Genomic DNA, 25,404 nt, shown 5'->3' on the forward strand with positions numbered 1-25,404 from the left:
GCAAATTCACGCCGACTTCATACATTCACAGATAACCCTATAACAGATGACTTTCGTCGCTATCATTCATCTCATCTTTCATTATCTTGCATTCCTTCTATTGAAGAAAACCGATTTTAGCCGACGGATTTTTTATCTGATTTCGAGCATGCCTCATGAAAGGCCTCCTGCAGATCGCCCGCTAAGGCCCGCATCAAATCCCTGTCCAGCTTGCAGACAGCCCTGTCATAGGTGAAAACCCCATTAATCTCCCCCTCCACATCGGAGATCTGGGTGTAAATGCTTCCCACCAGACCCTGCTGACGTATCGCCGGAAGGATGATATCCCGATAGAGTCTCTCAACTGCCTCCTGCAGCTCGGCGGGATTCTTCTTGTCCGATCCGTAGCCATAGCGCTTCTTTTGCATGCAATGCCCCTCCACTGCCAGGGTGTATCCCCCGCACTCGGAGAGAAAGAGCGGTTTATCCTTGGCTTGCAGGGTATAACTCCTGTGATAATTATGCTGGGAATCGAAGTCACTGAGCTTTTGCGCGTACCAGCCTGAAGTGGCGTCGACCAGACGCCCGGGGTCTTTTTCCTTGACCAGACGATAGAGACGATCCGCGTCATATTGCCCCCATCCCTCGTTGAAAATCGTGTAGCCGATGATAGCGGGGTGATTGCGCAGCTGGTCGATCGTATCCGCCAGATGCTGTTCAAAGAAGGCTCGACGCTCGATCTCATCCTCCCCCGGCAGGCGCAGGGCGTTTGCCTCATCATCTGCCCGGTTCAGCTTGCCATAATTGGGCAGGGCCGTATCACGCATGAAATCATATTTACCGCTGTTGACCATATCCTGTAAAATCAGCATGCCCATGGCATCACAGGCATAGTAGAAGCGTTCCGGCTCCAGCTTGATATGTTTTCTCAGGCAATTAAATCCCAGCTCCAGCGCTCCCTGGATATCCTCCAGATAAGCGCCGTTTGTCTCCGGCAGATAGATCCCCTGGGGCCAGTATCCCTGATCCAGGAGCCCGTGCAGATAGACGGGCTCTCCATTGCAGCAAATCTTTCCGCCCTCCATGCTGATGGTTCGAAGCCCCAGATAGGTCTCGATCTCATCCTCTCCAATCTCAAGGCGAAGACGATAGAGAAAGGGGTCTGCGGGCGACCAGAGATGAGGCCGGGCAAAGTGTATTAAAATGGAACCATCAGAGCATTTTTCCTGGGATATACTCTCCCTTGCTTCCTCCTTGGATATACTCTCCCCGGTTTCCACCTTGGACATGCTCGTCTTGTCTTCCCCCTTGGATATACTTTTCCCCATCTTCACCCTTGATATGCTCTCCCCGGTTTCCTCGCGGGATACGGGCGCGAGCAGGTCTGCCCGGTCGATAGATATGATCTCTCCCGAAGCGTCATAGGCCCGGATCAAAGCGCTCTTTTGGTCCGAAAGGATCTCCAGCCGATCCGCATGGCGCTCTGGAACCGCCTCCATCCAGACCTCCTGCCAGATACCGGAGACAGGCGTATACCACATGCCCTTGGGCTTCTTCGACTGTTTGCCATATGGGTAGACGGGAGACAGAGAATCTGTCGCAATCACCTTTAGAACATTGTCCTCCTCCAGGGCGTCTGTGATATCGAAGCAAAAGGCCAGATAGCCTCCCCTGTGACTTCCCACCAGCTTTTCATTGAGGAAGATCAGGCAATATTGATCTACCGCCCCGAAATGAAGAAGAATACGCTTTTTTCTCATGGGAGAGGAAAAGGTCTTCGAATCTTCCTCCTCCGGCTTTTGCGGCGTGAGCGGGCAGGGAATCAAATCGCCCCTCCGATTGTGCCAGCCTAAGCGCAAAGGAAAATGCAGCTCATAAGAGAGGTCATCCCGGATCTCCCCCTCATAACCGCTTGCGGCCGCCTGGGGTGGAAAGGGCAGTCGAATGGGATTTCCGTCCAGCGTCCAGTCCTCATTCAAAATGCGATAATTATCCCGGATCATCTGGGGTCTCGGATACTTCATTCGCTCCAGGATTTCATTTTGATCTGTCATATTCCCTCTCTCATCTCTCTCACGACATCCAATCATCTGCCGTCCGGCAAGCCGACACAGACAAGCCATCTTCCGCCGTGTGAGCCGTCACAGACAGGCCATTTGCTGCCATGTGAGCCATCACTAACAAGCTCATCCGCCCTAGCCAAAGTCTCTGATACAGGGATCTTCCCTGCGATAGGGTTTCCAGTCATCAGAGCCGCAGCCCTCTCTGCCGTTCGGGTCTCCGTACTTGATGAAATTGCACCAGGCGCAGATCATAGCGTCGGAAATCTCGTAATCCCACTCCTCAAACGGTCTCCAGGACCTGGCTAAGGTCCCGAAAACATACCAGAGTTCCGCGGAATGAAATGCCCCTGCCCGATCTCCCGGCAGAGTCCGATTAAAGTAATAAATGTAGGTCTTCTGCTTAGAAGTCTCCTCCCGGGCCAAAGCCCAGTCAATACAACCCTGATAGAGCTTTCCTCCCGGGCGGCCGACGGCGCGCCTCCTGACCAGTATGTCATTGGCGTTGGATCCCAGCAGGTAGGGGATATCCGCAATCCTTCCGGCGCGGATATTCTCATCATAGGTTCCGGGGAGTACATATTCGTCACACATAGGAGAGAAGGGAAGCCCCTTAATCTTACCGATCACCGTTTGCGTCTTCTTGCAGAGAACCTCCGCCGGCAATTCACGCATCTGACTCAGGCGATCACAGCGACAGGATCTCATCAGCATCTCCCCGATCCGACAGGCTTCTTCCCGATGCAAATCACGGGCCAGGCCATTGTTCACACCTCCGCCCGACTGCATAATCGCCCGGGCAAACAGTCCTCTTGCCAGAGGAGAATTACAGATGGTTTGAACACTCACTGCCCCGGCGCTCTGCCCGAAGACGGTCACCCGATCCGGATCCCCGCCGAAGGAGGCGATATTCTCTTTCACCCAGCGCAAGGCGGCAATCTGATCCAGGATCCCGTAGTTTCCGGTCGTCTGCGCGGGATCCTCCAGGGCCAGCTGAGGCAGGGCAAGAAAGCCAAGGGGGCCAAGCCGGTAATTGATGGTGACTAAAATAACACCCCGCTTGGCAAACTCAGCTCCATCGAATTCAATCTCAGATCCGTAGCCTCCCAGGAAAGCGCCCCCGTGAATCCAGACAGCGACCGGATAGGCTCTATCTTCTGCCTTCTTCTTAACCGGAGTCCAGATATTTAAATACAGGCAGTCCTCAGACATGGGAGGCAGAAACTCCGGATCGGCATAGAACTCCTTCTGATAGAATGCCTTGCCCTTTTGATTCTGCACTGCCCGATTCTGAAAAACCACTGCCTGCCGGATCCCTTCCCATGCTTTCGGAGGCTCCGGTCGCTTCCAGCGCAGATCTCCGACTGGAGGCCTTGCATATGGAACCCCGCGAAAAACCGCGTAGGACAGAGTCTCCTCTCCCTCCAGCAGCCCCTCATTCACTCTCACTTGTCTGGTGTTCATGGCTCTTCCTCATCCCAGGTCTTCACTGTCAAGAACAATGGTAAATGGTCCGTCATTTAAGAGCTCGACCTTCATATCCGCCCCGAAAATCCCCTTCTCAACTCCGGGGATCGACTTTTTGCACTGGGCAATGATGTACTCGTAGATGGCTTCCGCCGATTCCGGTCCGGCGGCCCTGGTGAAGGAAGGACGGTTCCCCTTTCTGCAGTCTGCATAGAGGGTAAACTGACTGACTAAAAGCAGCTTTCCATCCACGTCCTTTAGGGAGAGGTTAGTCTTCCCCTCTTGATCCTGGAAGATGCGCATCCCAATCAGCTTGTGAACCATCTTGTCCGCAAGAGACAGACTGTCCGTCTGACAGATTCCAATCAGAACCAAAAATCCTCTGTCGATCTCTGCCTGCTTCTTCCCGTCTACTGTGACGGAAGCATGGGTTACTCTTTGAATAACGAATCTCATAGGACAAGTACCTCTTCCTGGGTTTTCAGAATTCTTTTCCTTCAGATGTCTCTATTATAGTGTTCAATCTTATTTAATGTTTCGATTTTAGATAAATTTTATAAAGCCCGATCCTTCGTGAGGCTCTTCTTTCGTGACATATGCACGATTAGTCTGAGATCCGCTTCAAAAGCCTGCGCAAAACTAAAATGGTTCTACAATAAATGTTGGGGCGAATAGATGTTTCCATTCGCCCCTAAGTGTATGATTGGATAAAAAGATCCCCCGAGCGCCAAGCAACAAACAAAACACTCGGAGGAACCATGCATAGTCATTCTACTGCATCTCTATTAGGTTTAAAAGACGTTAAGATTAGAAAGGTGGTGAATACAGATCATTATATAAAGCTAAATCATTCCTGCTTTTTCAAAATGCTTCTTCAATAGTTTCTTGGAAATTACTGCTCCAATCAATCCGCAAATGGCTATTACAATAAGCATTATTACTGTAGTCATAGGAGAAACGATTTTGGTTAATGTTCCTAAGTATTCACTCCCAAACATTTTTTCATAAGATTCAAGTGTTTGATCCGCATAGAAAAGAAACGGTACATACATTCCACCAAAGCCGGCAAGAACACAAAATATCATATATCCAATTGTTAATCCTTTATAATTGCCAACCCCTTTTGTTCTTGCAATCAACATGGCTATAATTCCAGCCACTATGCAACTAATTATATATGGCGGATAAAAACCTATAATGCTTGTAAGTACACAAAATAATAAAATCATCCATGGATTTTTTGTTTTTACCGGTACTAAGAAATAGGCAATTGCTCCAATAATTGACCATATCGGAACTACTAATAGCATTGTGTATGGCGATATGAACAGAAAAGATAACACTCTATATAAAACTTGTGAGCATAACACCATTAGTGCTGTAATAATTAAATCTTTAATTTGAAATTTCTTTTTTTCTTCCATAATTATTCTCCTTGTTTTTAAATATTTTTTATTTTCATAATGATGATGGCTAGATAAAATACCATCATTATTACTAGCAATAACATATCAAGCATACGAAATTTGACTTCTGTATAACTAGTTTTTTTACACGAAACTCCAAGTCCTCGTGTCTCAACAGATGCCGACAACTCAGTTGCAGTACATAACATTCGCATTAACATAGGAATCAACATCATTTCATAAACTTTAAAAGGATGTTTTAAAAATCCAAAGAAAGAAATATCAATCCCTCTCGTCTTAATTCCCTGCTTTATACAAGCAATATCCTGTTTTAGAGTAGGAAAAAATCTTAATATAACAGCTAATGGAATGTTTATATAATATGGGATTTTCATATTTTGCAAGGAAGCTAATACTTCAGATATTTCACTTGTTCTAATCATATTTATAGCTGCAAGTGTCAATGTTATAAAACATAGGACAAAATAGTGTATTGTAGTTGAAATAAATAATGGACTTATTTCCGCTACCATAAACAACACTATATATAAAGCTAAAAATTTAAAACAAGTTTTGTATATGCCGCTTATCATTCCATATGCAAATACTGACAAGAAAAGTAGAACTTCATACTTTTTACCAGTCAAAGTAAATACTAAAATCCCTATAATTAAAACTTGTAACAACTTAATTCTTGGATCATATCTTATTCCATTTTGTTTACAAGATTTGCTCATTCTTCATATCCCTCGCTCTGTAGTAAAAATCTTTTTATTGTTTCAAACTCACCACTTTTCTTTAAACTGTTCCTTTTGCTAACAGTATTATTTTCTATAAAAACTGCTTTAGTTGCTACTCTACTTAAAAACTCTAAATCATGAGAAATAACAAAAATCAGTATTCCTTTTTTACGAAGATCATTAATTGCTTCAGATACGATTTTCATATTCTCATAATCAAGCCCACTGGTTGGCTCATCAAAAATCATAATTTTTTTATTTGAAGCTATTGCAGCCGCAATAGTAACTCGCTGCTTTTGCCCTCCTGATAAACTTTGCGGATGCCTATTTCTGAATGATGAAATATTCAATAAACTCATCGCATTTTCTATTTTTTCATCATTTTGCTTAATACTATTCATAGAACTGAGCATTAACTCAGAAACAACAGAATCGGAGTACAGTTGATAATCTGCATCTTGCATCACAAAATATACACTTTTATATAACTCCTTTTGCTTCGTAAATTTTCCTTCAATAAAAAATTGTCCACTTCTTGCTTTTAGTAATCCTGACATTATTTTCCCTAATGTCGTTTTGCCATTTCCGTTGTGTCCAACTATAGCTACTGTTTCGCCAAAATTCCCTTCTAAATTACAATTACTCAAAACGGAATGATTAACATCATAGGAAAAAGATAAATTTTCCACTTTAAAATCTGCGTTTTGCTTATTAACAATAAGATTATCCTTTAGTTCATATTTAATATTACTTAACTTAAATGTTCGAAGTTTATATGCTCTAATATCTGAATCATTCAAGTTATCAATATCATTTTTCTTTAATTCTCTATCAATTTTTCCATCTTTCATTATTAAGCATTTATCTACTAAATTTTTTAAGTAGAACAATCTATGCTCTGAAACAATTACTGTATGTCCCTGTTTCTTTAACCACTCCATAATTTTTTTCAATTTAATAATTGAATGAATATCTAAATTTGCAGATGGCTCGTCAAAAACATAAATCTTGGGATTCAAAGTTTTTGCAGCTATAATCGCTATCTTCTGTTTTTCACCACTAGATAAAGAAAACATATCCCTATCCATAAGATTTTCAGCTTCTAAATCGTGAAATGCACAATTCACTCTATCTATCATTTCATCTCTATCTATTCCATAATTTTCAAGAGCAAATGCCACTTCCTTGGTACTATTCGTTGTAAAAAATTGACTTCGTGGATTTTGAAATATAGAAGCAATATTTTTCCCCATTTCTCCGGGAGTGATCGTTTTTATATCACTTCCTAACACTTTCACAGTTCCAGTTAAAACCCCTTCAAAGAAATGTGGAATTAAGCCGTTTATCAATCTTGTAACAGTTGTTTTCCCTGAACCAGACTGACCAGTAAGCAAAATAAATTCTCCTTCTTTAACTTTGAAATTTATATTTCTGAGACTCACTTCTGTTTGTGTTCCATAACTGAAACTTACATTATCAAAATCAATAACTACATCTCCCATTTCATCACCTATATTTTCCAACCAATAGATTGTTTTCTAATTTCGATGAAATGTTTATATACTCCATCTTGACTAATTAGTTCCTTATGATTCCCTTGTTGTACAATTTCCCCTTTATCAATAACAATAATTTGATCTGCTCCTCTTACCGTAGATAATCTATGTGCAATGCTAATGAGAGTTTTATTTCTTGTTAACTCATTAATTGCACTAATTAACATATGCTCGTTTTCAGGATCTACACTTGAAGTTGCTTCATCAAGAATAATGATTGGAGCATCTTTAAGGATTGCTCTTGCAATAGATATTCTTTGCTTTTCTCCTCCCGACAACGTTGAACCGCCCTCACCAACAACAGTACCGTATCCATCACTAAGGCTTGTTATAAAATCGTGGCAACAAGCTTTCTTGCAAGCCTCCACCACCTCATCATGTGTTGCGTTTGGATTTCCAAATTTTACATTATTCTCAATCGTGTCATTGAATAAATAAACCTTCTGAAATACCATACTGATATTTTGTAATAGGCTTTCAGAGGTAAAGTCCTTAACATTATGTCCTCCAATAAATACTTCACCTTTATTAACATCCCAAAATCTTGCTATAATATTACAAAGAGTTGTCTTTCCAGAACCTGAAGCACCGACAATAGCCAAACTGCTATTCGACTTTATCTGCAAATTTATATTCTTCAAAATCTCTCTTTCCCCATATCCAAAACAAACATCTTTCAATTCAATGTCATAGGAATTCAAGTCAATTTCTTTTCCGCCCTCATCAAGCGAAGGTATATCTGAAACATAGTCCAATCGATTAAGTTGTGTTGCGAGCATTCTGCTTAAAAATGCTCCATCATTAACCAACTCCAATTCCATAAAAATTAGAAAAGCAGATACTATAAACATAAGAGTATATGAAAGTGGAATCAGAGATTTCATATATAGAATTATTGCAACAAACACCAATACACAGCTCGCAACTTTAAAAATCATTTCATATAGTTTCATTAAATAAGCTGAACCCTCAGTAACCTCAATATCAACTTTACATTTACTCATAAACGCTTTTTCAACTTTATTTTTTCCATCAGTTCCTTTTTCAAAAGAACGAAGTACTGAAATTCCTCTAATATACTCAATTGCATCAGTAACAAGCATTTCTTGTGAGTCTTGCATGATAGGAGAATATTTTTCGGTTTTCTTTGCGATTAATTTAAGAACGCCCATACCAAAGATGATTGCAATTAAAGATACCATCCCTACCGGAAAACAAAAGATCAATAACATGGTAGTCATACTAAAGGCATGAAAAAAACCTCCTACAATAAAGTTCATCGCAAGCATCGCCATACCCTCTAAGTCGGAAATAGTTGTTGTTAGAACCGCTTGGATTGTTCCTAAGTTTTTTTCTGAAAAATACCCCATTGGAGCTTTTTTCAGTTTTTCCCCTATTTCAATCCTTTTATCCTTAAAAATTTCATAACCTGATGCACTTAATTTTCTATCACAAAGATATTGAAAAATGAATCTGCCGAATATACTCACAACTACAATTGCTGTTGCCTGCATAATAATAGTCATATTCAACTGTTCAAGATTAATCATAATCAGTAAAACCGCCAACAGCATCAAGGAAGCGAAGAATGATTTTAATCCACTAAATATAAGACCAAGAATTACATTTTTTTTATACTTCCCTGATATTTTTAATATACGTTTTACAATGCTAATCATTTACAACGCCTCCTTTTCGTTATCTAATCCGCCTACATAATTTTTCCACAAGGAAGCATATACTCCATCTTTTTTTACAAGGGCTTCATGAGTTCCATTCTCTACAAATTCCCCATCTTTCATAACAAGGATTGTATCAGCATTTGTAATAGTAGAGAGCCTGTGAGCAACCACTATCAGAGTCTTTCCTTTAATGAGTTTGGTGATTGCACTTTGAATGAGATATTCATTTTCAGGATCTGCAAATGCAGTTGCTTCATCTAAAATAATTACCTTAGATTGTTTTAACATTGCTCTTGCAATCGTAATTCTTTGCCTTTCTCCACCAGACAAAGAACCTCCTGCATCACCGACTTTTGTGTTATATCCATTTTCAAGTTCCATAATAAAGTCATGGCAAGATGCTGCTTTAGCCGCCTCAATAACCTCATCATCACTTGCAGTTGGTTTTCCCATTTTTATATTTTCTTTTATACTTGTATTAAACAAGAAATTGTCTTGAGCAACATAGCTTATCTCATTTGTTAGCTGTTCAAATGGAATTTCGGGTATTTTCTTTCCACCATAATAGATACTTCCATTGGACGGATCCCAAAAACCAGCCATAAGTTTTGCTATTGTAGATTTTCCAGAACCTGAATTTCCTACCAATGCGGTTACTGTATTTGGTTTTAATTCAAAGTTGATATTTTTTAGCACAAGTTCCTTATCATATGCAAATGAAACATTTTCAAAACGATAGAGAGTGTCATCAAAGATTACCTTCTCTTTTGGTCTTTTAAGTTCCTCTTTCGATAGAAATTCCTCTATTGCGTCTAAACTTGCCTTAACCATGTTGAATTGCTCAGAATATTTACCGATTTTCATTAAATGTGCAATAAAACCAATAGGCAGTATAATGCACACAATAAAGCTTGATAACGATATTTTTGAATTCATATACAGATATGCACCAATCGGCAAAGTTCCTAAAAGTGTGGATGGCATAACTGCTTGAACAAATGCTGACCATAACCAACTTTGCTTCCACCAAGCAAGTGTACTATCATGAAAGAAGTTAATTGCGTTCGTAAATTTTTCATAAGAAGAAGCACTGTGGTTAAAAGCTTTTATAACCTCAATCCCATTAATATATTCAACCAAAGTACTATTCATATTATTTTGAGCTGTAGTATATGTTTTGCTTCTAAACTCATAATCCTTCATCATACCTATATATCCAAGCATTCCTAAAGGAATTGTAAGTAACGAAGCCAACCCCATCCTATAGTCCAAAGCAAAAATCAAAACCAAAAATAAAACAGGAGATACTATACTTGATGTTATCTCCGGCATAAAATGAGCCATTGAATCTTCCAGCTTAGACACTGTATCTACAATTAAATTTTTAAATTTACCTATAGGAGTATCTATCATTACACCCATAGGTACTCTTAGCATTTTTTCAGCTACTAAACTTCGTATATTTTTTAAAATATGAAATGTTGCTTTATGTGAAGTTATTGTTGAGGATAATGTAAAAATTCCCTTTAAAATTTGTCCACATAAAGCAAAAAGTGTTAGATACAATACAGTTCTAAATGACACTTCAGATTGATATATTTTTTCTATCAATTTTGCTATTGCTAAAAAAGGAATCATTCCAAACAGTTCCCCTATGGTCGCTAACAAAATTGATTTGTATAATTGTTTTTTCTCGCCATCGGCGTATTTAAGCAACTCTGAAATGGCATTTTTATTGTTACTTTTCAAGAAAATATCTCCTCCAAACAAAAAGTTAATTAGTTATCGCTAACTTTTTGACAAAAAATTATCTATTATTTTTCTTCATTAAGCCTTGCCAACCATAATATTGAAAAATAACAATGCTTCTAATATATTCGCCAACATTATCATGCGGTATATCATGAAGAACACACTCGCATAGAGATGTAATATAGCCTTTTGTAATGACATGAACTTCAAACTCTTTAATCTCTGTGATAATTTGCTCTTGTTTAGCGTTGAAAAGAATAAGCTTCATATTTTTAGCTGTATATCTTTCAGTAATATCCTCAATAAAGTTTTCTACTTGCGACCCTTTGCTACACGCAAAAATCAGCTTAAAGTTATCAAAATGCGCATACATATAATCAACAAATAGCATTGTTTCCAAGAATAAATTTTCTATAATCGCTTCATCATCGACTAAATCAGAGTCTATCCTAATAGTTTTTTGTTCGCTCCTTTTTTCAACATCAGAAACAACATCTAATGTGTAATTATATTCCTCTTCAATTAGAGCAAAAAATAATGCTTCCTTATTTTTGAAATGACGATAAATAGCTCCTGTAGTTACTTTTGCTAATTTAGCAATTTCAGCTACCTGTGCATTTTCGAATCCTTTGCTTAAAAATTCCCTTTTAGCACATTCTAAAATTCTATTTTTTGTTATATCAGAGCAATAAGACATCTAACTTTTCCCTCTCATTTTTTGATAAATATATTATCTTTAATAATTATATTATCACTTTTCCAGTTTTTAGTCAATATATCACCACTCCTATTGTCATCGTTAAATAAAAAGGTGAATTGCAATCTGAGTTTCTACCCCTTCCTCTTAACCGCTAGAAGTTAATCCTTCCGAATGTCAAGTAGATCTTAATTCTTCCGAAAGAACTAAAATAGCTACTGGGGTTCTTGTCCTGTTGCTCTGATTAGAACAGGAGGATCAAATGGCTAAATACAAACAATTAACTCATGAGCAACGAAAACAGATTGAAACAGGACTACAACAACAGGGTTCTTTTAAAAAGATCGCAGAGACCATTGGCAAAGATTGCTCGACAATCTCAAAAGAGGTTCGTTCCCATCTTATCTGCCGAAAAACAGGAGCCTATGGGAAGCCCTTTAATGACTGCTCTCTTCGTAAAAAATGCCAGCAGATAGATATTTGTCCAACTTGTTCCGCAAGCAAAAGACGTCCCTTATACTGTTCTTTTTGCGGCAGGTGCTTACATACCTGCATTTCTTACCATAAGCAAGTCTGCCCTAAACTGAGCAAACCGCCCTATGTCTGCAATGGTTGTAAACAACAGCGACTCTGCACCTTAGAGAAAAAATTTTATAATGCTGCTCTCGCGCAAAAAGAATACGAAGATGTCCTCTCTGAGTCCCGTCAGGGGATTGCTCTGTCTGACGAAGAACGCGAACGAATAGATGCTATTATTTCTCCATTGATCCGCCAGGGACAATCTCTACACCATATCTATCTGGAGCATAAGGCAGAACTTATGGTAAGCGAGCGGACACTATATCTGTATATGGACGCAAATCTTTTCTCTGCGCGCAATATCGACATGCCGCGCAAGGTGAGAATGCGTCCCCGGCGCAAGAGACCCAATACGATAAAAATTGACACCAAATGCCGTCAGGGACGAACCATGAAGGATTTGAATGCCTTTATGGCCTCACACCCCGACACACCTGTTGTTCAGATTGATTCTGTCGAGGGCACAAAAGGTGGTGCTGTTCTTCTTACCATTACTTTTGTCACAGCCGGACTGCAAATCGCCTTTCGTAGAGACCATAATGATGCTCAGTCTGTGATCACTGTCTTTAACCAATTATATGCGACGCTTGGGGCTGGCTCCTTTAAAGAGCTGTTTCCTGTGATCCTCGCTGACAATGGAAGTGAATTCTCTGATCCTAAAAGAATTGAATTTGATGAGCATGGAAACCGAAGATCCTATGTCTTCTACTGCAACGCTTCTGCTCCTTACCAGAAGGGAAGCTGTGAAGTCCACCATGAAATGATTCGGAGAATCCTTCCAAAAGGAGTTGATTTGACTGCCTATCAGCAGGAACAAATCAATCTAATGATGAGTCATATCAATTCCTATCGAAGAAAGACACTTGAAAATAAAAGTCCCTATGAAATGTTTTCCTTTCAGTATGGGGAGAAGCTCTTAAAGAAAATCGGACTCAGGAAGATTCCACCTGATGAAATCATCCTGAGTCCCAGACTCTTTAAGTAAACGCATATCTGTCAGAACACCTGGAACAAGAACCTACCCAGTTCATGTTTTAGGGGTGGAACTTAAAAGTTCCGAATTTTTCGGTTTGAGCTCGACCCCTGGTTAAGATACGCGTTTTTCGGAAGCAACTGCTTCCTTACCTCATTTATAGCCATTTCCATCCTGCTTGTACAGAGTCTACCAGCCAAAAATAGAAGTTTTCATTGCAATCCCGGTGATGCTGGAAGTCACTGCTTCAAACTAGAACCTCGTTTTGCAATCGCCCCTTCTTTCTCGGTTTAAGAAGCTGCCGCTTGAGCAGCAAATCGCCTGCTCTCGCATGATCTTTTACAACGAAGATCTACGCAAGGCGCATCACTTAAAGGAGTGGTTCTACAGTATCTGTCAGAACAGGAAGTACTCTGAACAAAGAAGACAGTTCCGTCTTTGGATTCAGGAAGCAGAATCTTGTCGTGTCGCTGAGTTTCATAAAGTGGCAAAATGCTACCAGAACTGGGCCAGAGAGATTTGTGCTGCCTTTAAACACACAGACATTACAAACGGAACAACAGAGGGGTTCAACAACCGAATTAAGGTCTTAAAACGAACCTCCTATGGAATCCATCGCTTCGAAAGGCTTCGGACTCGCATCCTGATGGCAATGAATTAGTAACTGAAAACAAGCTTGGCGCTCAGGGGTTTATTTGTTATGCCATAAAAGATGCTGACATACCATGGAACACCTAAATCCGCCCAAACACAGTATTAGGGCGGGCTCCCGAAGGATCCCGCCCCAACATTTGACATAGAGCCACTAAAATAGAATGCCCGCCAGGCGAGCATTCTATTGAAAAAAGAAAGGAGATAATGAAAAAGATTGCAAGACTAATTGTTCGTCATCCGAACCCAGTCATACATGGCCAGAGCACCAACCGCAACGATGAATACAACTGCAAATCCCATCAGCATACGCTCACCCCCCTAATTCCAGTGGGCCCGATTCTGCTTGTTGAACCAAATGCCCAATCCAATCACAAGAGCCGTTACCAAACTGCCAATCATTAAGGAAATCACATATGTTTCGTTCATAGGCCTTTCTCCTATTCACTTGGTGCTTTTTAGCTGTTTCTATTATAGCATCGCTTCTTAGGCAAAAAAGCGTTTTTCTGTATTTTTAGCGCTTTGCACAGTTTCCCGGGTGAATAATTGTATAACTTTTCGATTATTTCTCTGCTGTCAGAACGGTCTGTCCGAAGGCACAGACATCATTGAGAATACACGCCTCACAGCGAGGAGACCTGGCCATACAGACCGCCCTCCCATGATCCACCAGACGGTGACAAAACTGGTTGGCCTCCGCGTCCGGCAGGACCTTCCAGAGCTCTTTTTCCACCTTGGCCGGTTCCTTGATATCTGTCACCAGGCCAATTCGATTGGAGAGACGGATACAGTGGGTATCTGTCACAACTGCCGGCTTTCCGAAGACATCTCCCAGAATCAGGTTGGCTGACTTTCGGCCCACGCCGGGCAGACGGAGCAGTTCTTCCATTGTGTCAGGCACCCGGTCCTGATAGACCTCATGCAGCATCGTCATACAGGCCTTGATATCTCTGGCCTTGGAGGGCCCAAGACCACAGGGATGCACGATCTTCTCAATCGCCTCCACCGGCGCCTGGCTGATCGCCTCAACCGTCGGATAGACCGCATAGAGCCCGGGGGTCACCTGATCCACCCGCTTGTCCGTGCACTGGGCTGCAAGACGCAGACTGATCAGAAGCTGCCAGGCATCCGCGAAGGTCAAGGTCGTCCTGGTATCCGGATAGATCCTCTTTAAGCGGTCAATACAGGTCAAGGCCAGTTCCCTTCTTCGATCCAGATCTCTCTTCTGGGCAGGAGTCAATTCCTTCTTATGATCCGCTTTTTTTCTCTTCCCAAGGCCCTGGCTTTTCTCCTTGGTCCCCTTTTTTATCTCTTCTCCCTGTCTCTTTGCATCCTGATCTGCTCTCATATACGCTCTCTTAATAATTGTCTTCTCAATTCTTATCTGCTTCATTTGTGTCTGCGCAGCTTCCCAAATTTCCGCTCTCCACGCTTTTTCCTGTCTTTTCCTGTCTGATGAACTCACTCCAATCCCAGAGTTTCATCCAGGCCCAGCATAATGTTCATATTCTGCACGGCCGCACCGGAGGCTCCCTTGCCCAGGTTGTCAAAGAGAGCCGTCACAAAAGTCTGCTCCTCTCCTCCCCCGACGATCAGCTCCAGGTGATTGGTCCCGGCCAGATGATTGGCATAGATCGTATCCGGCTTCTTCTCATAGGGGCGAACCCTCACAAAGTGCTCGTCCCTGTAGTAATCTGCCAGCCGCTGGCAGACCTCTGCGGCTGACGGTCTTCCATGCAGGAGTCGGTTTTGCAGCAAAAGAGTGGATGCCATTCCCTGCGCATAGTCGTCCACCACCGGCAGAAAAACCGGATCATAGATCAAACCCGTGACTGCCTTCATCTCCGGCAAATGCTTATGCCTTAAATCCAATCCATAGAGACCGGGAGCAGACAGACTCTCATCCCTGTTCTTCGCCTCATAGGCTTTAATCATCTTCTTGCCTCCACCGGTATAGCCGGTCAGAGAATAACAGGTCAGAGGGTAATCCGCAGGCAGAATTCCCATACGAATCAGGGGGGCTGTCCCGGCAATCAGGCCTGTGGCATGACAGCCCGGATTTGCCAGCCTCCTTGCCCCAGCGATCTTCTCTCTCTGCTCTCTCGACAGCTCCGGAAACCCATAGACCCAGCCCGGATCCGTCCTGTGCGCGGTCGATGCGTCAATCACACGCACCCTGTCGTTTTCAATCAGAGAAACCGCTTCTCTCGCCCCCTCGTCCGGAAGGCAGAGAAAAACGATGTCGGCCGCATTTAAGAGCCTGCGCCTCTCTTCTATATCATGCCGCTTGTCTTCATTGATGCGAAGCAGGTCGAGATCCTCTCTGGCCCCGATACGATCATAGATCTGCAAGCCTGTCGTTCCGCTCTGCCCGTCAATATATACCTTCGTCTTCAAGCTCGTCCCTCCTTCGATATATCAACAATGGAATATCTGCTCCGCAAAGATGCTATGACCTGAAATCAAACGAATAATACTACAGATCTGAAATCCTGCGCCCGGCAGAAATCCGTTTTTTGCCTCCTCTGAATGTACTTCACTCATTTGATCTGTCCTTTTTCTCTAACTCTATTTTTACAATCGTCTTTCCTGCCTGCAGAAAATTCGATTGTGCACGTCTTTTATTCTAACACATTTTTCTCCCGGGCCTGCATATTTTCCTCCCGGGCTCGACTTGCAGTTATTTTCCCTTCTTTTTATACTGGATACAGGAATGACCGGGAGACTGTGCTTGGAGATACCACAGTCTCTTTCCCTGTCATTTGCCATGTCGTTGAGGGAGGACCATATGAATCGAGATCATCTGCAGAAAGCTGTTCACATCCATCTGGACAGGGTCTGGATCACGCTCAAATGGATTATCTTCGCTGTAATCTGCGGTATCATCGCGGGGATAATCGGGTCTCTTTTTGATATCGGCATTGAGCTCGCGACAGACCTGCGGGTCAGCTACCCCTGGCTGATCTACCTCCTTCCCCTGGGCGGAGCCTGCATCTTCTTCTATTATCACCTGCTTGACGGGGACAACTCCATCGGAACCAACCTGGTCATCTCTTCCATCCAGTCCGGGGATCACATCCGAAAGCGGATGATTCCCGCCATCTTTTTCTCCTCTATCTTCTCCCACCTGCTGGGAGCTTCTGTCGGACGAGAGGGGGCGGCCCTGCAGCTGGGCGGATCCATCGGTTACAATCTCGGCAAGACCTTTCGCCTGCCCAGACACAACCAGCATGTCATGATCATGTGCGGCATGTCGGCTGTCTTCTCCGCTGTCTTCGGAACACCGGTCGCCGCCGCCATCTTCGCCATGGAGGTCGTCTCTGTCGGCATCATGCACTATGCCGCCCTGGTTCCCTGCGTTGTCGCCTCTTTCGTGGCAAGAGGCATTGCCATTTTCTTCTTCCGCATTCCAAACGCGGGCTATCCGCTGGGAAATATCCCCGAATTTACTCTCGCCAGCGCTCTTCCTGTCCTAGGCCTGGCTGTCATCGCCGGACTCGTCTCCATTCTGGAGTGCGTCAGCTTCCGCAAGGTTGAGGTCTGGTCTGAGCGCCTCCTTGCCAACCGCTATCTTCGCGCCGTCCTTCTTGGCACAATTCTCCTGCTTTTGACCCTCCTGGTCGGCAAGCCCACCTATAATGGCCTTGGTATTGACAGCATTGCCGCTGCCGCCGCGGGAAACGCGCCGGACCTTCTCTGGTACAGCTTTCTCCTCAAGATCCTCTTCACCGCCCTCTCCCTGGCCGCGGGCTACAAGGGCGGAGAGATCGTCCCCACCCTCTTCATCGGATCTGCCCTGGGTTACGCTTTCGGCAGTCTGGTCGGCTTCTTTCCCGCCCTGTGCTCTTCCGTTGCAGTCGGAGCCCTCTTCTGCGGAGTCACCAACTCTCCCATCACCTCAATCATCCTCTGCATTGAGCTCTTCGGAATCCGCGGCCTGCCCTACTATGTCCTGGCCATCGCCATTTCCTATGCCGCCTCCAGCTACTACGGTCTCTACTCCGCCCAGAAGATCGTCTACTCCAAGTACCGGAGCAACTACATCAATACAGATGCCAAATAGAATGCTTCGAGCAGATGTCAAATTGAGTGCTTAGAGCAAGCGTCTGCCGGGCAAAAGGAAACATCAGCCCCTGATCCCCATCTTACGGGACACAGGAGCTGATGCTGATTCATCAAACCTGACTGATTCAAATTGCAATACGCCGACTAGTCTTCCTGGGCATCCTCCTCATCTTCCTCCCCTAAGTCTTCCAGGGGATGAGCAAAAATCAAATAGAGAATCGCCAGAAGGCAGAAAAAGCGAATGCTTGCAGCATATTCTGAAATGAGCATTGCCCCCTCAGAACCGGATAGATCCAATCGTATGAGATAACATATTATGATCACTAGCGGACGCGACAGGAGGCATAGTCCCATAAGAATAAAAGCAATTCTATGCTGATACTTTTTCATGTCCTTCCTCCATTTCTACATCATTCATATGCTCTTTCGCGTCTGATCGACACGCCAGATAGGCCAGTACCTCACTAATAGCCAAACATGCCCAATAGTCTATCTTTGCTCCTTCTCCTGTAATCACTCGAAAGATCAAATCCATTAGAACCCAAATGATCGGCATAGTAATAAGCGCTCGTACTTGTTTTTTCTTTAATTTAAGCATGGCCAGCTCGATTCCATCTTCTGGACCAGGAGAGATTCTCTCTTATTGGTCGTTGATGATTGCTGCTGACCTATCTCCATTCCTGAATCGATGAGAACTGAAAACGATGTAAAGAGCCCCCATACATTCCTCCTCACACCTCTATGTTACGATTCTGTTTTCCTCTAATTCGGATGTTAGCATGTGCGAACTTTTGTGTCAACGATATGTTTTAATCGCGTATCTTTTGTGTTTTCCCTTTAATGCAAAGCTATTGAAACTGCTGGTTCCAGCCAAAAGCATCTGTATGGTCAACACTTTTTATCTGTAATCCGAAAGGAATTTTAAATTTCAGATCCTTTATCTTTATCGAGATGCCAAGAAAATATAAATTCAGCCGCTGTTCCCCTCTTACAGGACACAGCGGCTTAACATCTCCATCTCAATTGATTGATTTACTTGACCGTCTTCATCCACAAGTTAAGAACCGCTTCCGTTGGAAGCAGGGGCAAGAGCAGATGCATCATCGTCGCGGGAAGACCGGAGCAAGACAGGGCTAAACCCTTGCGGCTGGCCCACAGAGCATCCCTGACAACCCTCCTGGCTCTTGACGACATGGGAAAGGATCGGATCACCAGATCGGAATCCGGACTCTCTGTGCTCTTTGCCCCGTCAATGAACTCGGTGTCCTTAATCCAGTAGGGACAAACCGCCGTCACTGCAATGTGCCTCGGCTCCAGTTCCTTGCGCAGGGCTCTCGCGTAGGCGTAGAGGAAGGCCTTGCTGGCGGCATAGACATTGAGCCCCGGAAGGGGCAGGAAGGCGGAGGCAGAGACAATCTCCAAGATCCGGTCTCCCTCCTCCATGAAGTCCAGGGCCAGCTGACTGACGGCGACGGCCGCCTTGCAGTTGAGGTCGATCATCCTGGCCGCCTGATGACGGTCGACACTGGCATAAGACCCGATTTTTCCGAAGCCGGCACAATTAATCAGAAGACCGATCCGCACCTGGTCCGCCGCAAGCATCATCTCAAGCGCATCCAGATTCTCCTCTTTGGTCAGGTCCATGGGAACCAGACGGCAGGCCTTCTTCAGGCTCTGCGCAACCTCCCTGAGGCGGTCTTCTCGTCTGGCCAGAAGCCAGATCTCATCGATCCTCTCCTCGGATTGATCGATCTGTCTGGCAAATTCCGCCCCCAGACCGGAAGAGGCCCCTGTGATCAGAGCAATTCTCTTTGTCCTTCTCCTCATATTTTTACCCCTCCTGTCATCTCCCTTTTCTGATCTCCATTGTACCCTGAATCAGACAGGATTCAACCAAATTGTATGGAACGATTCTCTGCCTGGCGCCAGATAACTATTTTATATTTCAGATCAGATAAATTCTCTTTGTCTCAGATCCGATGCATTCTCTTTGTCTTAGATCAGCTGCATTGCCCTGGCAAGATCCATTCCCCTCTCCGCGAGGAAGACTGCCCCGCAGGCTGACAGGGCCACCAGGAGCAGACTCTTCTTCCGATAGGCCATCCAGAGGGCCACGACGAATGCAAGCAGGCCTGAGATCGGCGAAGCGGTCGCTGTCAAAATAGCGGGAAAGGTCATGGACGCAAGCGCCGCGTAGGGGACATAGTAGAGAAAGGACTTGAAAAAGGGGCTTCGAATCTCCCTGGTAAAAGCCAGAATCGGAAGCGCGCGAATGGCATAGGTGACGAGGGCCATCAGAAGAATGTAGATATAGATACTGTGTCTCATCACTTTTTCCTCCCTTTTTCTCCGCCGTTCCCTGTCGAGTCAGCAGGCACTTTTTCTCTGTCCTCCTCCGCAGCGTCGGCGTCGGCTTCCTCCTGGGGCAGGGGACGGATCCAGGCAAAGAGAGCAGCCGCAAAAACGGTGACGATAATGACGCTCGTCCCGGAGGAAAGCCTGGGAAGCAGCCCGGATACCAGTCCCAGTGCACCTTCCAGAAGCTCAGGCCCGTAGGCCAGAGCGGCCGAAAGACTCATGGCCGCCAGAACAAGTCCTAAAAGCGAATGATCCTTCTCCATCGGAGGAATAATAATCGCGAGAAACATGCCGTAAATAGCCACAGATAAAGCGGAGAGAATCATGGCCGGCAGAAGCTTGCCCATGACGGCGCCTGTGGCGGTTCCCAGCACCCAGCCGGGAATCGCCACCGCCATGGCTCCCAGGTGAAAGTCCGGCCTCACGTATCCGGGTCTGGTGATCGAAATCCCAAATATTTCATCCGTCACACCGAAGGACATGAGAAGGCGCTTATACAAGGGAGCGTCCGGCTCCATCCGCTGAGCCAGGGAGAAGGACATGAGCATGTAGCGCAGGTTGATGACCAGCTGGCTCAAAAGGATTTCCAGGTAACTCCCGTCTCCCAGAATGATTCCCAGACCGGCAAACTGGCCGGCCGAGGTGACATTGGTCGCCGATATGATCACCGCATCCATTCCCCGCATTCCATCGGCGACCGCCGTCATGCCAAAGGCAAAGGACACGGCAAAATATCCTAAAGCAATGGGGATGCCGTCACGCATCCCCATTCGAAAGTTCTCTCGATTCAAGGCTTCCACCTCAGTCTTCTCCCTGACCGGGACGCAGAATATCAACAACCGCCGACAACTCCGCACTGTCCTCCACATGCTCCAGGAGGACCTCATGGTGGAAGGAGATCCCCTGATCTCCGACGGCGGTCACCTCGGACAGCGGGCTCTGAGACAGGGTCTTTCCGATCTCGACAGAGAAATATCGGCCGACCTTCTTCTTCCGATCCCAGGTCAAAAAGACGCTCTTGGCACAGGGGACGATCAGATACTTCTGCGGCATGTCAATGCGGACAATATCCAGATCCTCTCCCACGGTCAGGGCCATTGAATCAAAGTCCTCCAGGAGGTAGGGGTAGAAGCGCTCTCCCCCCTGCAGGCGATAGCAGGACTCATAGAAGGCGTCGATGGCTTTCACCCCGCCCTCCGTAAAATGCCGGATGCTATCCTGCGGATCCTCCAAAAAAGCTTTTGCCAGAAGGCCAAGGTCTACCTGCTGACGCATGAAATAGTTGAACTGGCTCTCTGTCATGGCCTGCTGATTTGTAGATCCATCGGGCTTTGTCACCGTCACTTCGATGACGATTTCCTCTTCCTCTTGCTCCTCATCTGCCCGTGTGACCTTGCCCTCCTGTATCGGCTCTCCCTTGTCTGTACGGAAGTTCATGTCCTCCTCGTCGTAGCTGCTCTCGCCCCGGGAGACAGAGAGAATCTTTTCGATCAGAATCTTCTGCAAAACGATCTTCTCTGAAAAGGGATTGACAATAATCCCGGCAATCTTTGCCTGCATAGTCAACTGGCAGGCCCCCAGGAATGGCACTTTGGTCAGAGCGTCTGACTTTGGCGCCCCATCCCCGGAGGGAAGGGAATTGACGGAGGTATACAGAGGCAGCCAGAAGGCCTTCTGCTCGTCCTGCAAAAAGACCGGGTGCGCATTCCCCTCGTCGTCCACAGTCGAAGGTGAGATCATATCGATTCCCGCAAATTGATCCAGCATGGCAAGGAAGGTCTCCCTGTCGCCGCGGTCGGAAAAAGCCCGAATGATATCCAATGTCTTATGGTCGTCAATGGCCAGAGCCTTGAGACGATCCTTAATCCGAATTGCCATTTTACACTCACTTATTCTTAAAGTATTGATCGATACCCTTCGCGGCTTCCTTGCCGGCGCCCATGGCCAGAATGACGGTAGCCGCTCCGGTCACCGCGTCTCCGCCCGCGTAAACCGCTTCCTTGGTGGTTGCCCCGAACTCACCCTCCGTCACAATACAGCCGCGACGGTTGGTCTCCAGCCCCTTGGTTGTATGGGAAATGAGGGGGTTTGGAGAGGTTCCCAGAGACATAATCACCGTGTCACAGCTGATTTCATACTCAGAGCCCGGAATTTCAACGGGACGACGGCGGCCGGACTCATCCGGCTCACCCAGTTCCATTTTGATAATCCGACATCCCTTGACCCAGCCCTTTTCATCGACCAGAATTTCCGTGGGATTCTGAAGGAGGTCAAAGATGATCCCCTCTTCCTTCGCGTGGTGCACTTCCTCCGCGCGGGCCGGAAGCTCCTCCTCAGAGCGGCGATAGACCACATGCACCTCAGCACCCAGGCGAAGGGCCGTGCGGGCCGCGTCCATGGCCACGTTGCCGCCTCCGACCACAACAACCTTTTTCCCGCGGGAAATGGGGGTATCGTAGTCATCATCGTAGGCCTTCATCAGGTTGTTGCGGGTCAAAAACTCATTGGCCGAGAAGACCCCGTTGGCCTGCTCCCCGGGAATTCCCATGAAGCGTGGAAGACCCGCGCCGGATCCGATGAATATCGCCTCAAATCCCTCTTCTTCCATCAGCTCGTCGATGGTAACAGAACGCCCGATGACGACATTCTCCTCGATTTTGACGCCCAGTGCCTTGACGTTCTCCACCTCGTGACGAACCACCTTGTCCTTTGGCAGACGGAATTCCGGGATTCCATAGACAAGCACGCCGCCGGCCCTGTGCAGGGCCTCAAAAATCGTGACGTCATAGCCCATCTTAGCCAGATCTCCGGCACAGGTCAGACCGGCAGGGCCTGCCCCGATCACAGCGACCTTATGCCCATTGGGCTTGGAGTGATTCTCCGGCATAATCCCCCGGGCGGCGGCAGTATCCGCGGCGTAGCGCTCCAGCTTGCCGATGGCCACAGGCTGACCCTTGATGCCCCGGACACAGACGCCCTCGCACTGGGTCTCCTGGGGACAGACGCGGCCGCAGACAGCGGGCAGGGCCGAGGACAGTGAAATCGTCCGATAAGCCGCTGCAGCGTCTCCCGCCTTGATCTCCTGGATGAAAGCAGGAATATTGATACTCACGGGACAGCCTGCCACACAGCGGGGATTCTTGCAGTTGAGGCAGCGATTAGCCTCAAGGATCGCCTCTTCTTCTGTGTAACCCAGACATACCTCTTCAAAATTCTTAGCGCGAACCGCCGGCTCCTGCTCGGCGATCGGCACTCTTACCATCATATCCTGTGCCATTATCTGTCACCTCCGCAATTGCCGCAGCCGCCGTGATGTGTCTTGCCTTCCTTAAGGGCAAGCATGGCCCTGCCCTCTGCCGTCTTATACTGCTGCTGGCGCACCATAGCCGCATCCCAGTCCACCTTGTGGCCGTCAAACTCGGGCCCGTCCACACAGGCAAACTTAACTTCATCTCCAACCAAAATACGGCAGGCTCCGCACATACCGGTTCCATCCACCATAATAGGATTCATGGACACTTCCGTGTGAATGCCGAGCTCCGCAGTCAGTTTGCAGACGAATTTCATCATGATCATAGGGCCGATGGCAACGCAGTGATCAAAGCGGTCTCCCTGATCCCAGAGGGCCTGCAGCTGATTGGTTCCCATCCCGTGAAAACCATAGGAGCCGTCATCCGTGCAGACATAGAGGTGTTCCGCGACCTCCTTCATGTTGTCCACATAGAAGAGAAGATCCTTGTTGCGGGAGCCCATAATAACGGTTGCGGGAATCCCATGCTCCTTGAGCCACTTGACCTGGGGATAAATAGGCGCCGTTCCGACGCCGCCGCAGATAAATACGATCTTCTTCTCTCTTGTCTTGTCGAGATTCTCTTCCAGACAGAGGACTGAGGGACGACCCAGGGGACCGATGAAGTCCTCAAATGCCTCTCCCGCTTCCAGAAAGGACATGCGCTCCGTCGAAGCGCCCACCGTCTGAAAGACGATGGTAATAGTTCCCTCTTCGCGGTCATAGTCGCAGATCGTCAGGGGAATGCGCTCTCCTGTCTCGTCAATCTTGGCGATGATGAACTGGCCCGGCAGGCATTTGTGTGCCACACGGGGCGCCCTGACCACCATCTCAAAGATCTTGTCGGCAAGCTTTGCCTTACTCAGGATCTGATACATAGTTTTCCTCCCAAATGATCCCCGGGTAAAATGGGGATACCTGTGCCAACAACGGCGTGCTGCCGTCAGCCATAAGGATACCATTTCAGCCCCTCATTATCTACGGATTGCGGCTGACTTTGCCCACTTTTTCGAGGACAATATGAAAAGTGTCATAAAAAGAGAGCCCGTCATTTCTCACGAACTCTCCTGATCTTCCGTTCCTTTTATTCTTCCTGATTCGCCATCGAATGAGCTGCCTGCCCGGGGCGATCATAAGATCCGGATTAAGAAAAGTAAACCAGCTCGTCCTCAGGCCTGTCTGCCGATTTAATTGAGACGGGATAGAGAACCGGACCCTTGCCGGAATACTCTTTGGCGAACTCATACCTGATTTCCGCTGTCAAATCGATCCATGACTTGTGTTGAATCTCATAAGCCTTGTCATACTTTGCTTTCATGCCCAGAAACTGAACGTCTTCGATACAGCAGGTCATGGCAAAGCGGCCGGGCACGAAGACATTTCTCCGGTTCCTGCCCTCTCCCTCCTGGGGATTATAGACCAGGGCCGTGAAATGCACCCTCTTTCCGTCATACTTGTCGGGATGGTCCATGCAGTCCATAAACCAGAGCGCGTAGTCGGCATCGGTGATCTCCAGAGGATCGGCGTTGAGATCAAAGGGAAGGGCCTCTTCTGCCTCATCCACGCTGCCGTCCGCCCGCTCATAGACCAGCTGGGCCTTGCGGTTTACAGCCTTGACCGCTGCCCGAAACTTGGTCTTTGGGGTCTTGTCGTCACAGCGGTTGAAGATCACGACATCGGCATGAAAGAGCTGTTCCATGATCATAGCCCGCATATTCAGTTGATACATCTCAAAAGTCCCCGCGTCCACTGTCGCAAGAGACTGTACAATGATCCATCCGGCGGGCAGCCGCATCTCATAGACGGGGCCTGTCTCCCAGGTTCCGTTGTACTCGATAAAAACTAAATCGGGCTTGTACTGAGCATTCAATTCCACCAACTTCTCATAGGTGAAATCTTCTTCCTTCTCAATCCAGACCAACTCCCCGCCAATTGACGCCAGCTTTGCCTCGTCATACTCCTCATCTCCATCCTCACAGGCGATCAAAAGGAGGCGGCTTCCGTTCTCTGTGAAGTTGTTCTCAAAAAGGGTCTCTCGTATCAGGCTGGTCTTTCCGGAATCCATGAATCCGCTGAAAAAATAAACGGGAATTTCTGTCGCCATATGGGCTCTCCTCTCTCAGAACACATTTCTTTGGCCTCTTTGGCCC

The 25,404-nt window shown here is 46.2% G+C and carries 23 protein-coding genes; 3 read left to right on the forward strand and 20 right to left on the reverse strand.

Annotation, left to right across the window (positions count from 1 at the left end):
* Positions 1-116: 116 nt before the first annotated feature.
* The 9 genes from GCWU000342_RS01290 to GCWU000342_RS01330 all read right to left on the reverse strand — a co-directional run bounded on the left by GCWU000342_RS01290 (position 117) and on the right by GCWU000342_RS01330 (position 11,339).
* Positions 117-2,033, reverse strand: coding sequence for a glycoside hydrolase family 2 protein (locus tag GCWU000342_RS01290; RefSeq protein ID WP_045000095.1), 1,917 nt, complete (start codon positions 2,031-2,033; stop codon positions 117-119).
* A 141-nt stretch (positions 2,034-2,174) separates the two neighbouring features.
* Positions 2,175-3,503: a carboxylesterase/lipase family protein gene (locus GCWU000342_RS01295; protein ID WP_006905364.1), complete on the reverse strand. Its 1,329-nt coding sequence runs from the start codon at positions 3,501-3,503 to the stop codon at positions 2,175-2,177.
* Between the two features lie 9 nt (positions 3,504-3,512).
* Entirely contained in the window at positions 3,513-3,962 is a 450-nt protein-coding gene (dtd, locus tag GCWU000342_RS01300) for a D-aminoacyl-tRNA deacylase (RefSeq protein WP_006905365.1), read from the reverse strand.
* 386 nt (positions 3,963-4,348) lie between these two features.
* Positions 4,349-4,930 (reverse strand): MptD family putative ECF transporter S component, encoded by a 582-nt coding sequence (locus GCWU000342_RS01305; RefSeq protein ID WP_006905366.1) that lies wholly within the window; start codon positions 4,928-4,930, stop codon positions 4,349-4,351.
* Positions 4,931-4,947: 17 nt separating this feature from the next.
* Positions 4,948-5,649, reverse strand: a complete 702-nt coding sequence (locus GCWU000342_RS01310; protein WP_006905367.1) for an energy-coupling factor transporter transmembrane component T family protein — start codon at positions 5,647-5,649, stop codon at positions 4,948-4,950.
* Positions 5,646-7,154: an ABC transporter ATP-binding protein gene (locus GCWU000342_RS01315; protein WP_006905368.1), complete on the reverse strand. Its 1,509-nt coding sequence runs from the start codon at positions 7,152-7,154 to the stop codon at positions 5,646-5,648. The genes GCWU000342_RS01310 and GCWU000342_RS01315 overlap by 4 nt, the downstream gene beginning before the upstream one ends.
* An 8-nt stretch (positions 7,155-7,162) precedes the next feature.
* Positions 7,163-8,887: an ABC transporter ATP-binding protein gene (locus GCWU000342_RS01320; RefSeq protein WP_006905369.1), complete on the reverse strand. Its 1,725-nt coding sequence runs from the start codon at positions 8,885-8,887 to the stop codon at positions 7,163-7,165.
* Positions 8,888-10,639: an ABC transporter ATP-binding protein gene (locus GCWU000342_RS01325; protein ID WP_045000097.1), complete on the reverse strand. Its 1,752-nt coding sequence runs from the start codon at positions 10,637-10,639 to the stop codon at positions 8,888-8,890.
* A 58-nt stretch (positions 10,640-10,697) separates the two neighbouring features.
* Positions 10,698-11,339, reverse strand: a complete 642-nt coding sequence (locus tag GCWU000342_RS01330; protein WP_006905371.1) for a TetR/AcrR family transcriptional regulator — start codon at positions 11,337-11,339, stop codon at positions 10,698-10,700.
* A 262-nt stretch (positions 11,340-11,601) separates the two neighbouring features.
* Here GCWU000342_RS01330 and GCWU000342_RS01335 point away from each other — a divergent pair, with 262 nt between their 5' ends.
* Both GCWU000342_RS01335 and GCWU000342_RS10960 read left to right on the forward strand, forming a co-directional pair.
* Positions 11,602-12,903, forward strand: a complete 1,302-nt coding sequence (locus GCWU000342_RS01335; protein WP_006905372.1) for an IS30 family transposase — start codon at positions 11,602-11,604, stop codon at positions 12,901-12,903.
* Between the two features lie 253 nt (positions 12,904-13,156).
* Positions 13,157-13,552 (forward strand): transposase, encoded by a 396-nt coding sequence (locus GCWU000342_RS10960; RefSeq protein ID WP_083790705.1) that lies wholly within the window; start codon positions 13,157-13,159, stop codon positions 13,550-13,552.
* Between the two features lie 552 nt (positions 13,553-14,104).
* Here GCWU000342_RS10960 and GCWU000342_RS01345 read toward each other — a convergent pair.
* Both GCWU000342_RS01345 and argC read right to left on the reverse strand, forming a co-directional pair.
* Entirely contained in the window at positions 14,105-14,890 is a 786-nt protein-coding gene (locus tag GCWU000342_RS01345; protein ID WP_156784460.1) for an endonuclease III domain-containing protein, read from the reverse strand.
* A gap of 113 nt (positions 14,891-15,003) precedes the next feature.
* Positions 15,004-15,939 (reverse strand): N-acetyl-gamma-glutamyl-phosphate reductase, encoded by a 936-nt coding sequence (gene argC, locus GCWU000342_RS01350; RefSeq protein WP_006905375.1) that lies wholly within the window; start codon positions 15,937-15,939, stop codon positions 15,004-15,006.
* Between the two features lie 391 nt (positions 15,940-16,330).
* Between argC and GCWU000342_RS01355 the strand changes: the two genes are divergently transcribed.
* Complete coding sequence (locus GCWU000342_RS01355) at positions 16,331-17,605, forward strand: chloride channel protein (RefSeq protein ID WP_045000099.1); 1,275 nt, start codon at positions 16,331-16,333, stop codon at positions 17,603-17,605.
* 146 nt (positions 17,606-17,751) lie between these two features.
* Here GCWU000342_RS01355 and GCWU000342_RS10380 read toward each other — a convergent pair whose 3' ends face one another.
* From GCWU000342_RS10380 to GCWU000342_RS01395, 9 genes are all read right to left on the reverse strand, one after another.
* Positions 17,752-17,997: a hypothetical protein gene (locus GCWU000342_RS10380; protein ID WP_006905378.1), complete on the reverse strand. Its 246-nt coding sequence runs from the start codon at positions 17,995-17,997 to the stop codon at positions 17,752-17,754.
* Positions 17,978-18,205 carry a hypothetical protein gene (locus GCWU000342_RS01360; RefSeq protein WP_006905379.1) on the reverse strand — a complete coding sequence of 76 codons (228 nt, stop codon included), beginning with the start codon at positions 18,203-18,205 and terminating at the stop codon, positions 17,978-17,980. Before GCWU000342_RS01360 ends, GCWU000342_RS10380 begins: the two co-directional genes overlap by 20 nt.
* A 434-nt stretch (positions 18,206-18,639) precedes the next feature.
* Positions 18,640-19,434: an SDR family NAD(P)-dependent oxidoreductase gene (locus tag GCWU000342_RS01365; RefSeq protein ID WP_006905382.1), complete on the reverse strand. Its 795-nt coding sequence runs from the start codon at positions 19,432-19,434 to the stop codon at positions 18,640-18,642.
* A 168-nt stretch (positions 19,435-19,602) separates the two neighbouring features.
* A complete protein-coding gene (locus GCWU000342_RS01370; protein WP_006905383.1) occupies positions 19,603-19,935 on the reverse strand; it encodes an AzlD domain-containing protein in 333 nt (110 codons plus the stop codon).
* Positions 19,935-20,735, reverse strand: coding sequence for an AzlC family ABC transporter permease (locus tag GCWU000342_RS01375; protein ID WP_006905384.1), 801 nt, complete (start codon positions 20,733-20,735; stop codon positions 19,935-19,937). The genes GCWU000342_RS01370 and GCWU000342_RS01375 overlap by 1 nt, the downstream gene beginning before the upstream one ends.
* 31 nt (positions 20,736-20,766) lie before the next feature.
* A complete protein-coding gene (locus GCWU000342_RS01380; RefSeq protein ID WP_006905385.1) occupies positions 20,767-21,843 on the reverse strand; it encodes an SseB family protein in 1,077 nt (358 codons plus the stop codon).
* Between the two features lie 7 nt (positions 21,844-21,850).
* Positions 21,851-23,242 (reverse strand): NADPH-dependent glutamate synthase, encoded by a 1,392-nt coding sequence (gltA, locus tag GCWU000342_RS01385; RefSeq protein ID WP_006905386.1) that lies wholly within the window; start codon positions 23,240-23,242, stop codon positions 21,851-21,853.
* Positions 23,242-24,132 carry a sulfide/dihydroorotate dehydrogenase-like FAD/NAD-binding protein gene (locus GCWU000342_RS01390; protein WP_006905387.1) on the reverse strand — a complete coding sequence of 297 codons (891 nt, stop codon included), beginning with the start codon at positions 24,130-24,132 and terminating at the stop codon, positions 23,242-23,244. The genes gltA and GCWU000342_RS01390 overlap by 1 nt, the downstream gene beginning before the upstream one ends.
* Positions 24,133-24,398: 266 nt before the next feature.
* Positions 24,399-25,358: a TIGR03943 family putative permease subunit gene (locus tag GCWU000342_RS01395; protein WP_006905389.1), complete on the reverse strand. Its 960-nt coding sequence runs from the start codon at positions 25,356-25,358 to the stop codon at positions 24,399-24,401.
* Positions 25,359-25,404 lie beyond the last annotated feature (46 nt).

It is taken from the genome of Shuttleworthella satelles DSM 14600 (genome assembly GCF_000160115.1).
Lineage (GTDB): Bacteria > Bacillota > Clostridia > Lachnospirales > Lachnospiraceae > Shuttleworthia > Shuttleworthia satelles.

What these genes read in the sequence shown, in the direction of transcription:
- GCWU000342_RS01360 (WP_006905379.1), bottom strand. Translation starts at nt 18,205, where the DNA reads ATGCTTAAATTAAAGAAAAAACAAGTACGAGCGCTTATTACTATGCCG.
- GCWU000342_RS01375 (WP_006905384.1), bottom strand. Translation starts at nt 20,735, where the DNA reads ATGGGGATGCGTGACGGCATCCCCATTGCTTTAGGATATTTTGCCGTG.
- GCWU000342_RS01310 (WP_006905367.1), bottom strand. Translation starts at nt 5,649, where the DNA reads ATGAGCAAATCTTGTAAACAAAATGGAATAAGATATGATCCAAGAATT.
- GCWU000342_RS01365 (WP_006905382.1), bottom strand. Translation starts at nt 19,434, where the DNA reads ATGAGGAGAAGGACAAAGAGAATTGCTCTGATCACAGGGGCCTCTTCC.
- GCWU000342_RS01295 (WP_006905364.1), bottom strand. Translation starts at nt 3,503, where the DNA reads ATGAACACCAGACAAGTGAGAGTGAATGAGGGGCTGCTGGAGGGAGAG.
- GCWU000342_RS10380 (WP_006905378.1), bottom strand. Translation starts at nt 17,997, where the DNA reads ATGAAAAAGTATCAGCATAGAATTGCTTTTATTCTTATGGGACTATGC.
- GCWU000342_RS01335 (WP_006905372.1), top strand. Translation starts at nt 11,602, where the DNA reads ATGGCTAAATACAAACAATTAACTCATGAGCAACGAAAACAGATTGAA.
- GCWU000342_RS01395 (WP_006905389.1), bottom strand. Translation starts at nt 25,358, where the DNA reads ATGGCGACAGAAATTCCCGTTTATTTTTTCAGCGGATTCATGGATTCC.
- GCWU000342_RS01290 (WP_045000095.1), bottom strand. Translation starts at nt 2,033, where the DNA reads ATGACAGATCAAAATGAAATCCTGGAGCGAATGAAGTATCCGAGACCC.
- GCWU000342_RS01305 (WP_006905366.1), bottom strand. Translation starts at nt 4,930, where the DNA reads ATGGAAGAAAAAAAGAAATTTCAAATTAAAGATTTAATTATTACAGCA.
- dtd (WP_006905365.1), bottom strand. Translation starts at nt 3,962, where the DNA reads ATGAGATTCGTTATTCAAAGAGTAACCCATGCTTCCGTCACAGTAGAC.
- GCWU000342_RS01345 (WP_156784460.1), bottom strand. Translation starts at nt 14,890, where the DNA reads ATGAGAGCAGATCAGGATGCAAAGAGACAGGGAGAAGAGATAAAAAAG.
- GCWU000342_RS01320 (WP_006905369.1), bottom strand. Translation starts at nt 8,887, where the DNA reads ATGATTAGCATTGTAAAACGTATATTAAAAATATCAGGGAAGTATAAA.
- gltA (WP_006905386.1), bottom strand. Translation starts at nt 23,242, where the DNA reads ATGGCACAGGATATGATGGTAAGAGTGCCGATCGCCGAGCAGGAGCCG.
- GCWU000342_RS01370 (WP_006905383.1), bottom strand. Translation starts at nt 19,935, where the DNA reads ATGAGACACAGTATCTATATCTACATTCTTCTGATGGCCCTCGTCACC.
- GCWU000342_RS01330 (WP_006905371.1), bottom strand. Translation starts at nt 11,339, where the DNA reads ATGTCTTATTGCTCTGATATAACAAAAAATAGAATTTTAGAATGTGCT.
- GCWU000342_RS01315 (WP_006905368.1), bottom strand. Translation starts at nt 7,154, where the DNA reads ATGGGAGATGTAGTTATTGATTTTGATAATGTAAGTTTCAGTTATGGA.
- GCWU000342_RS01390 (WP_006905387.1), bottom strand. Translation starts at nt 24,132, where the DNA reads ATGTATCAGATCCTGAGTAAGGCAAAGCTTGCCGACAAGATCTTTGAG.
- GCWU000342_RS01380 (WP_006905385.1), bottom strand. Translation starts at nt 21,843, where the DNA reads ATGGCAATTCGGATTAAGGATCGTCTCAAGGCTCTGGCCATTGACGAC.
- GCWU000342_RS01355 (WP_045000099.1), top strand. Translation starts at nt 16,331, where the DNA reads ATGAATCGAGATCATCTGCAGAAAGCTGTTCACATCCATCTGGACAGG.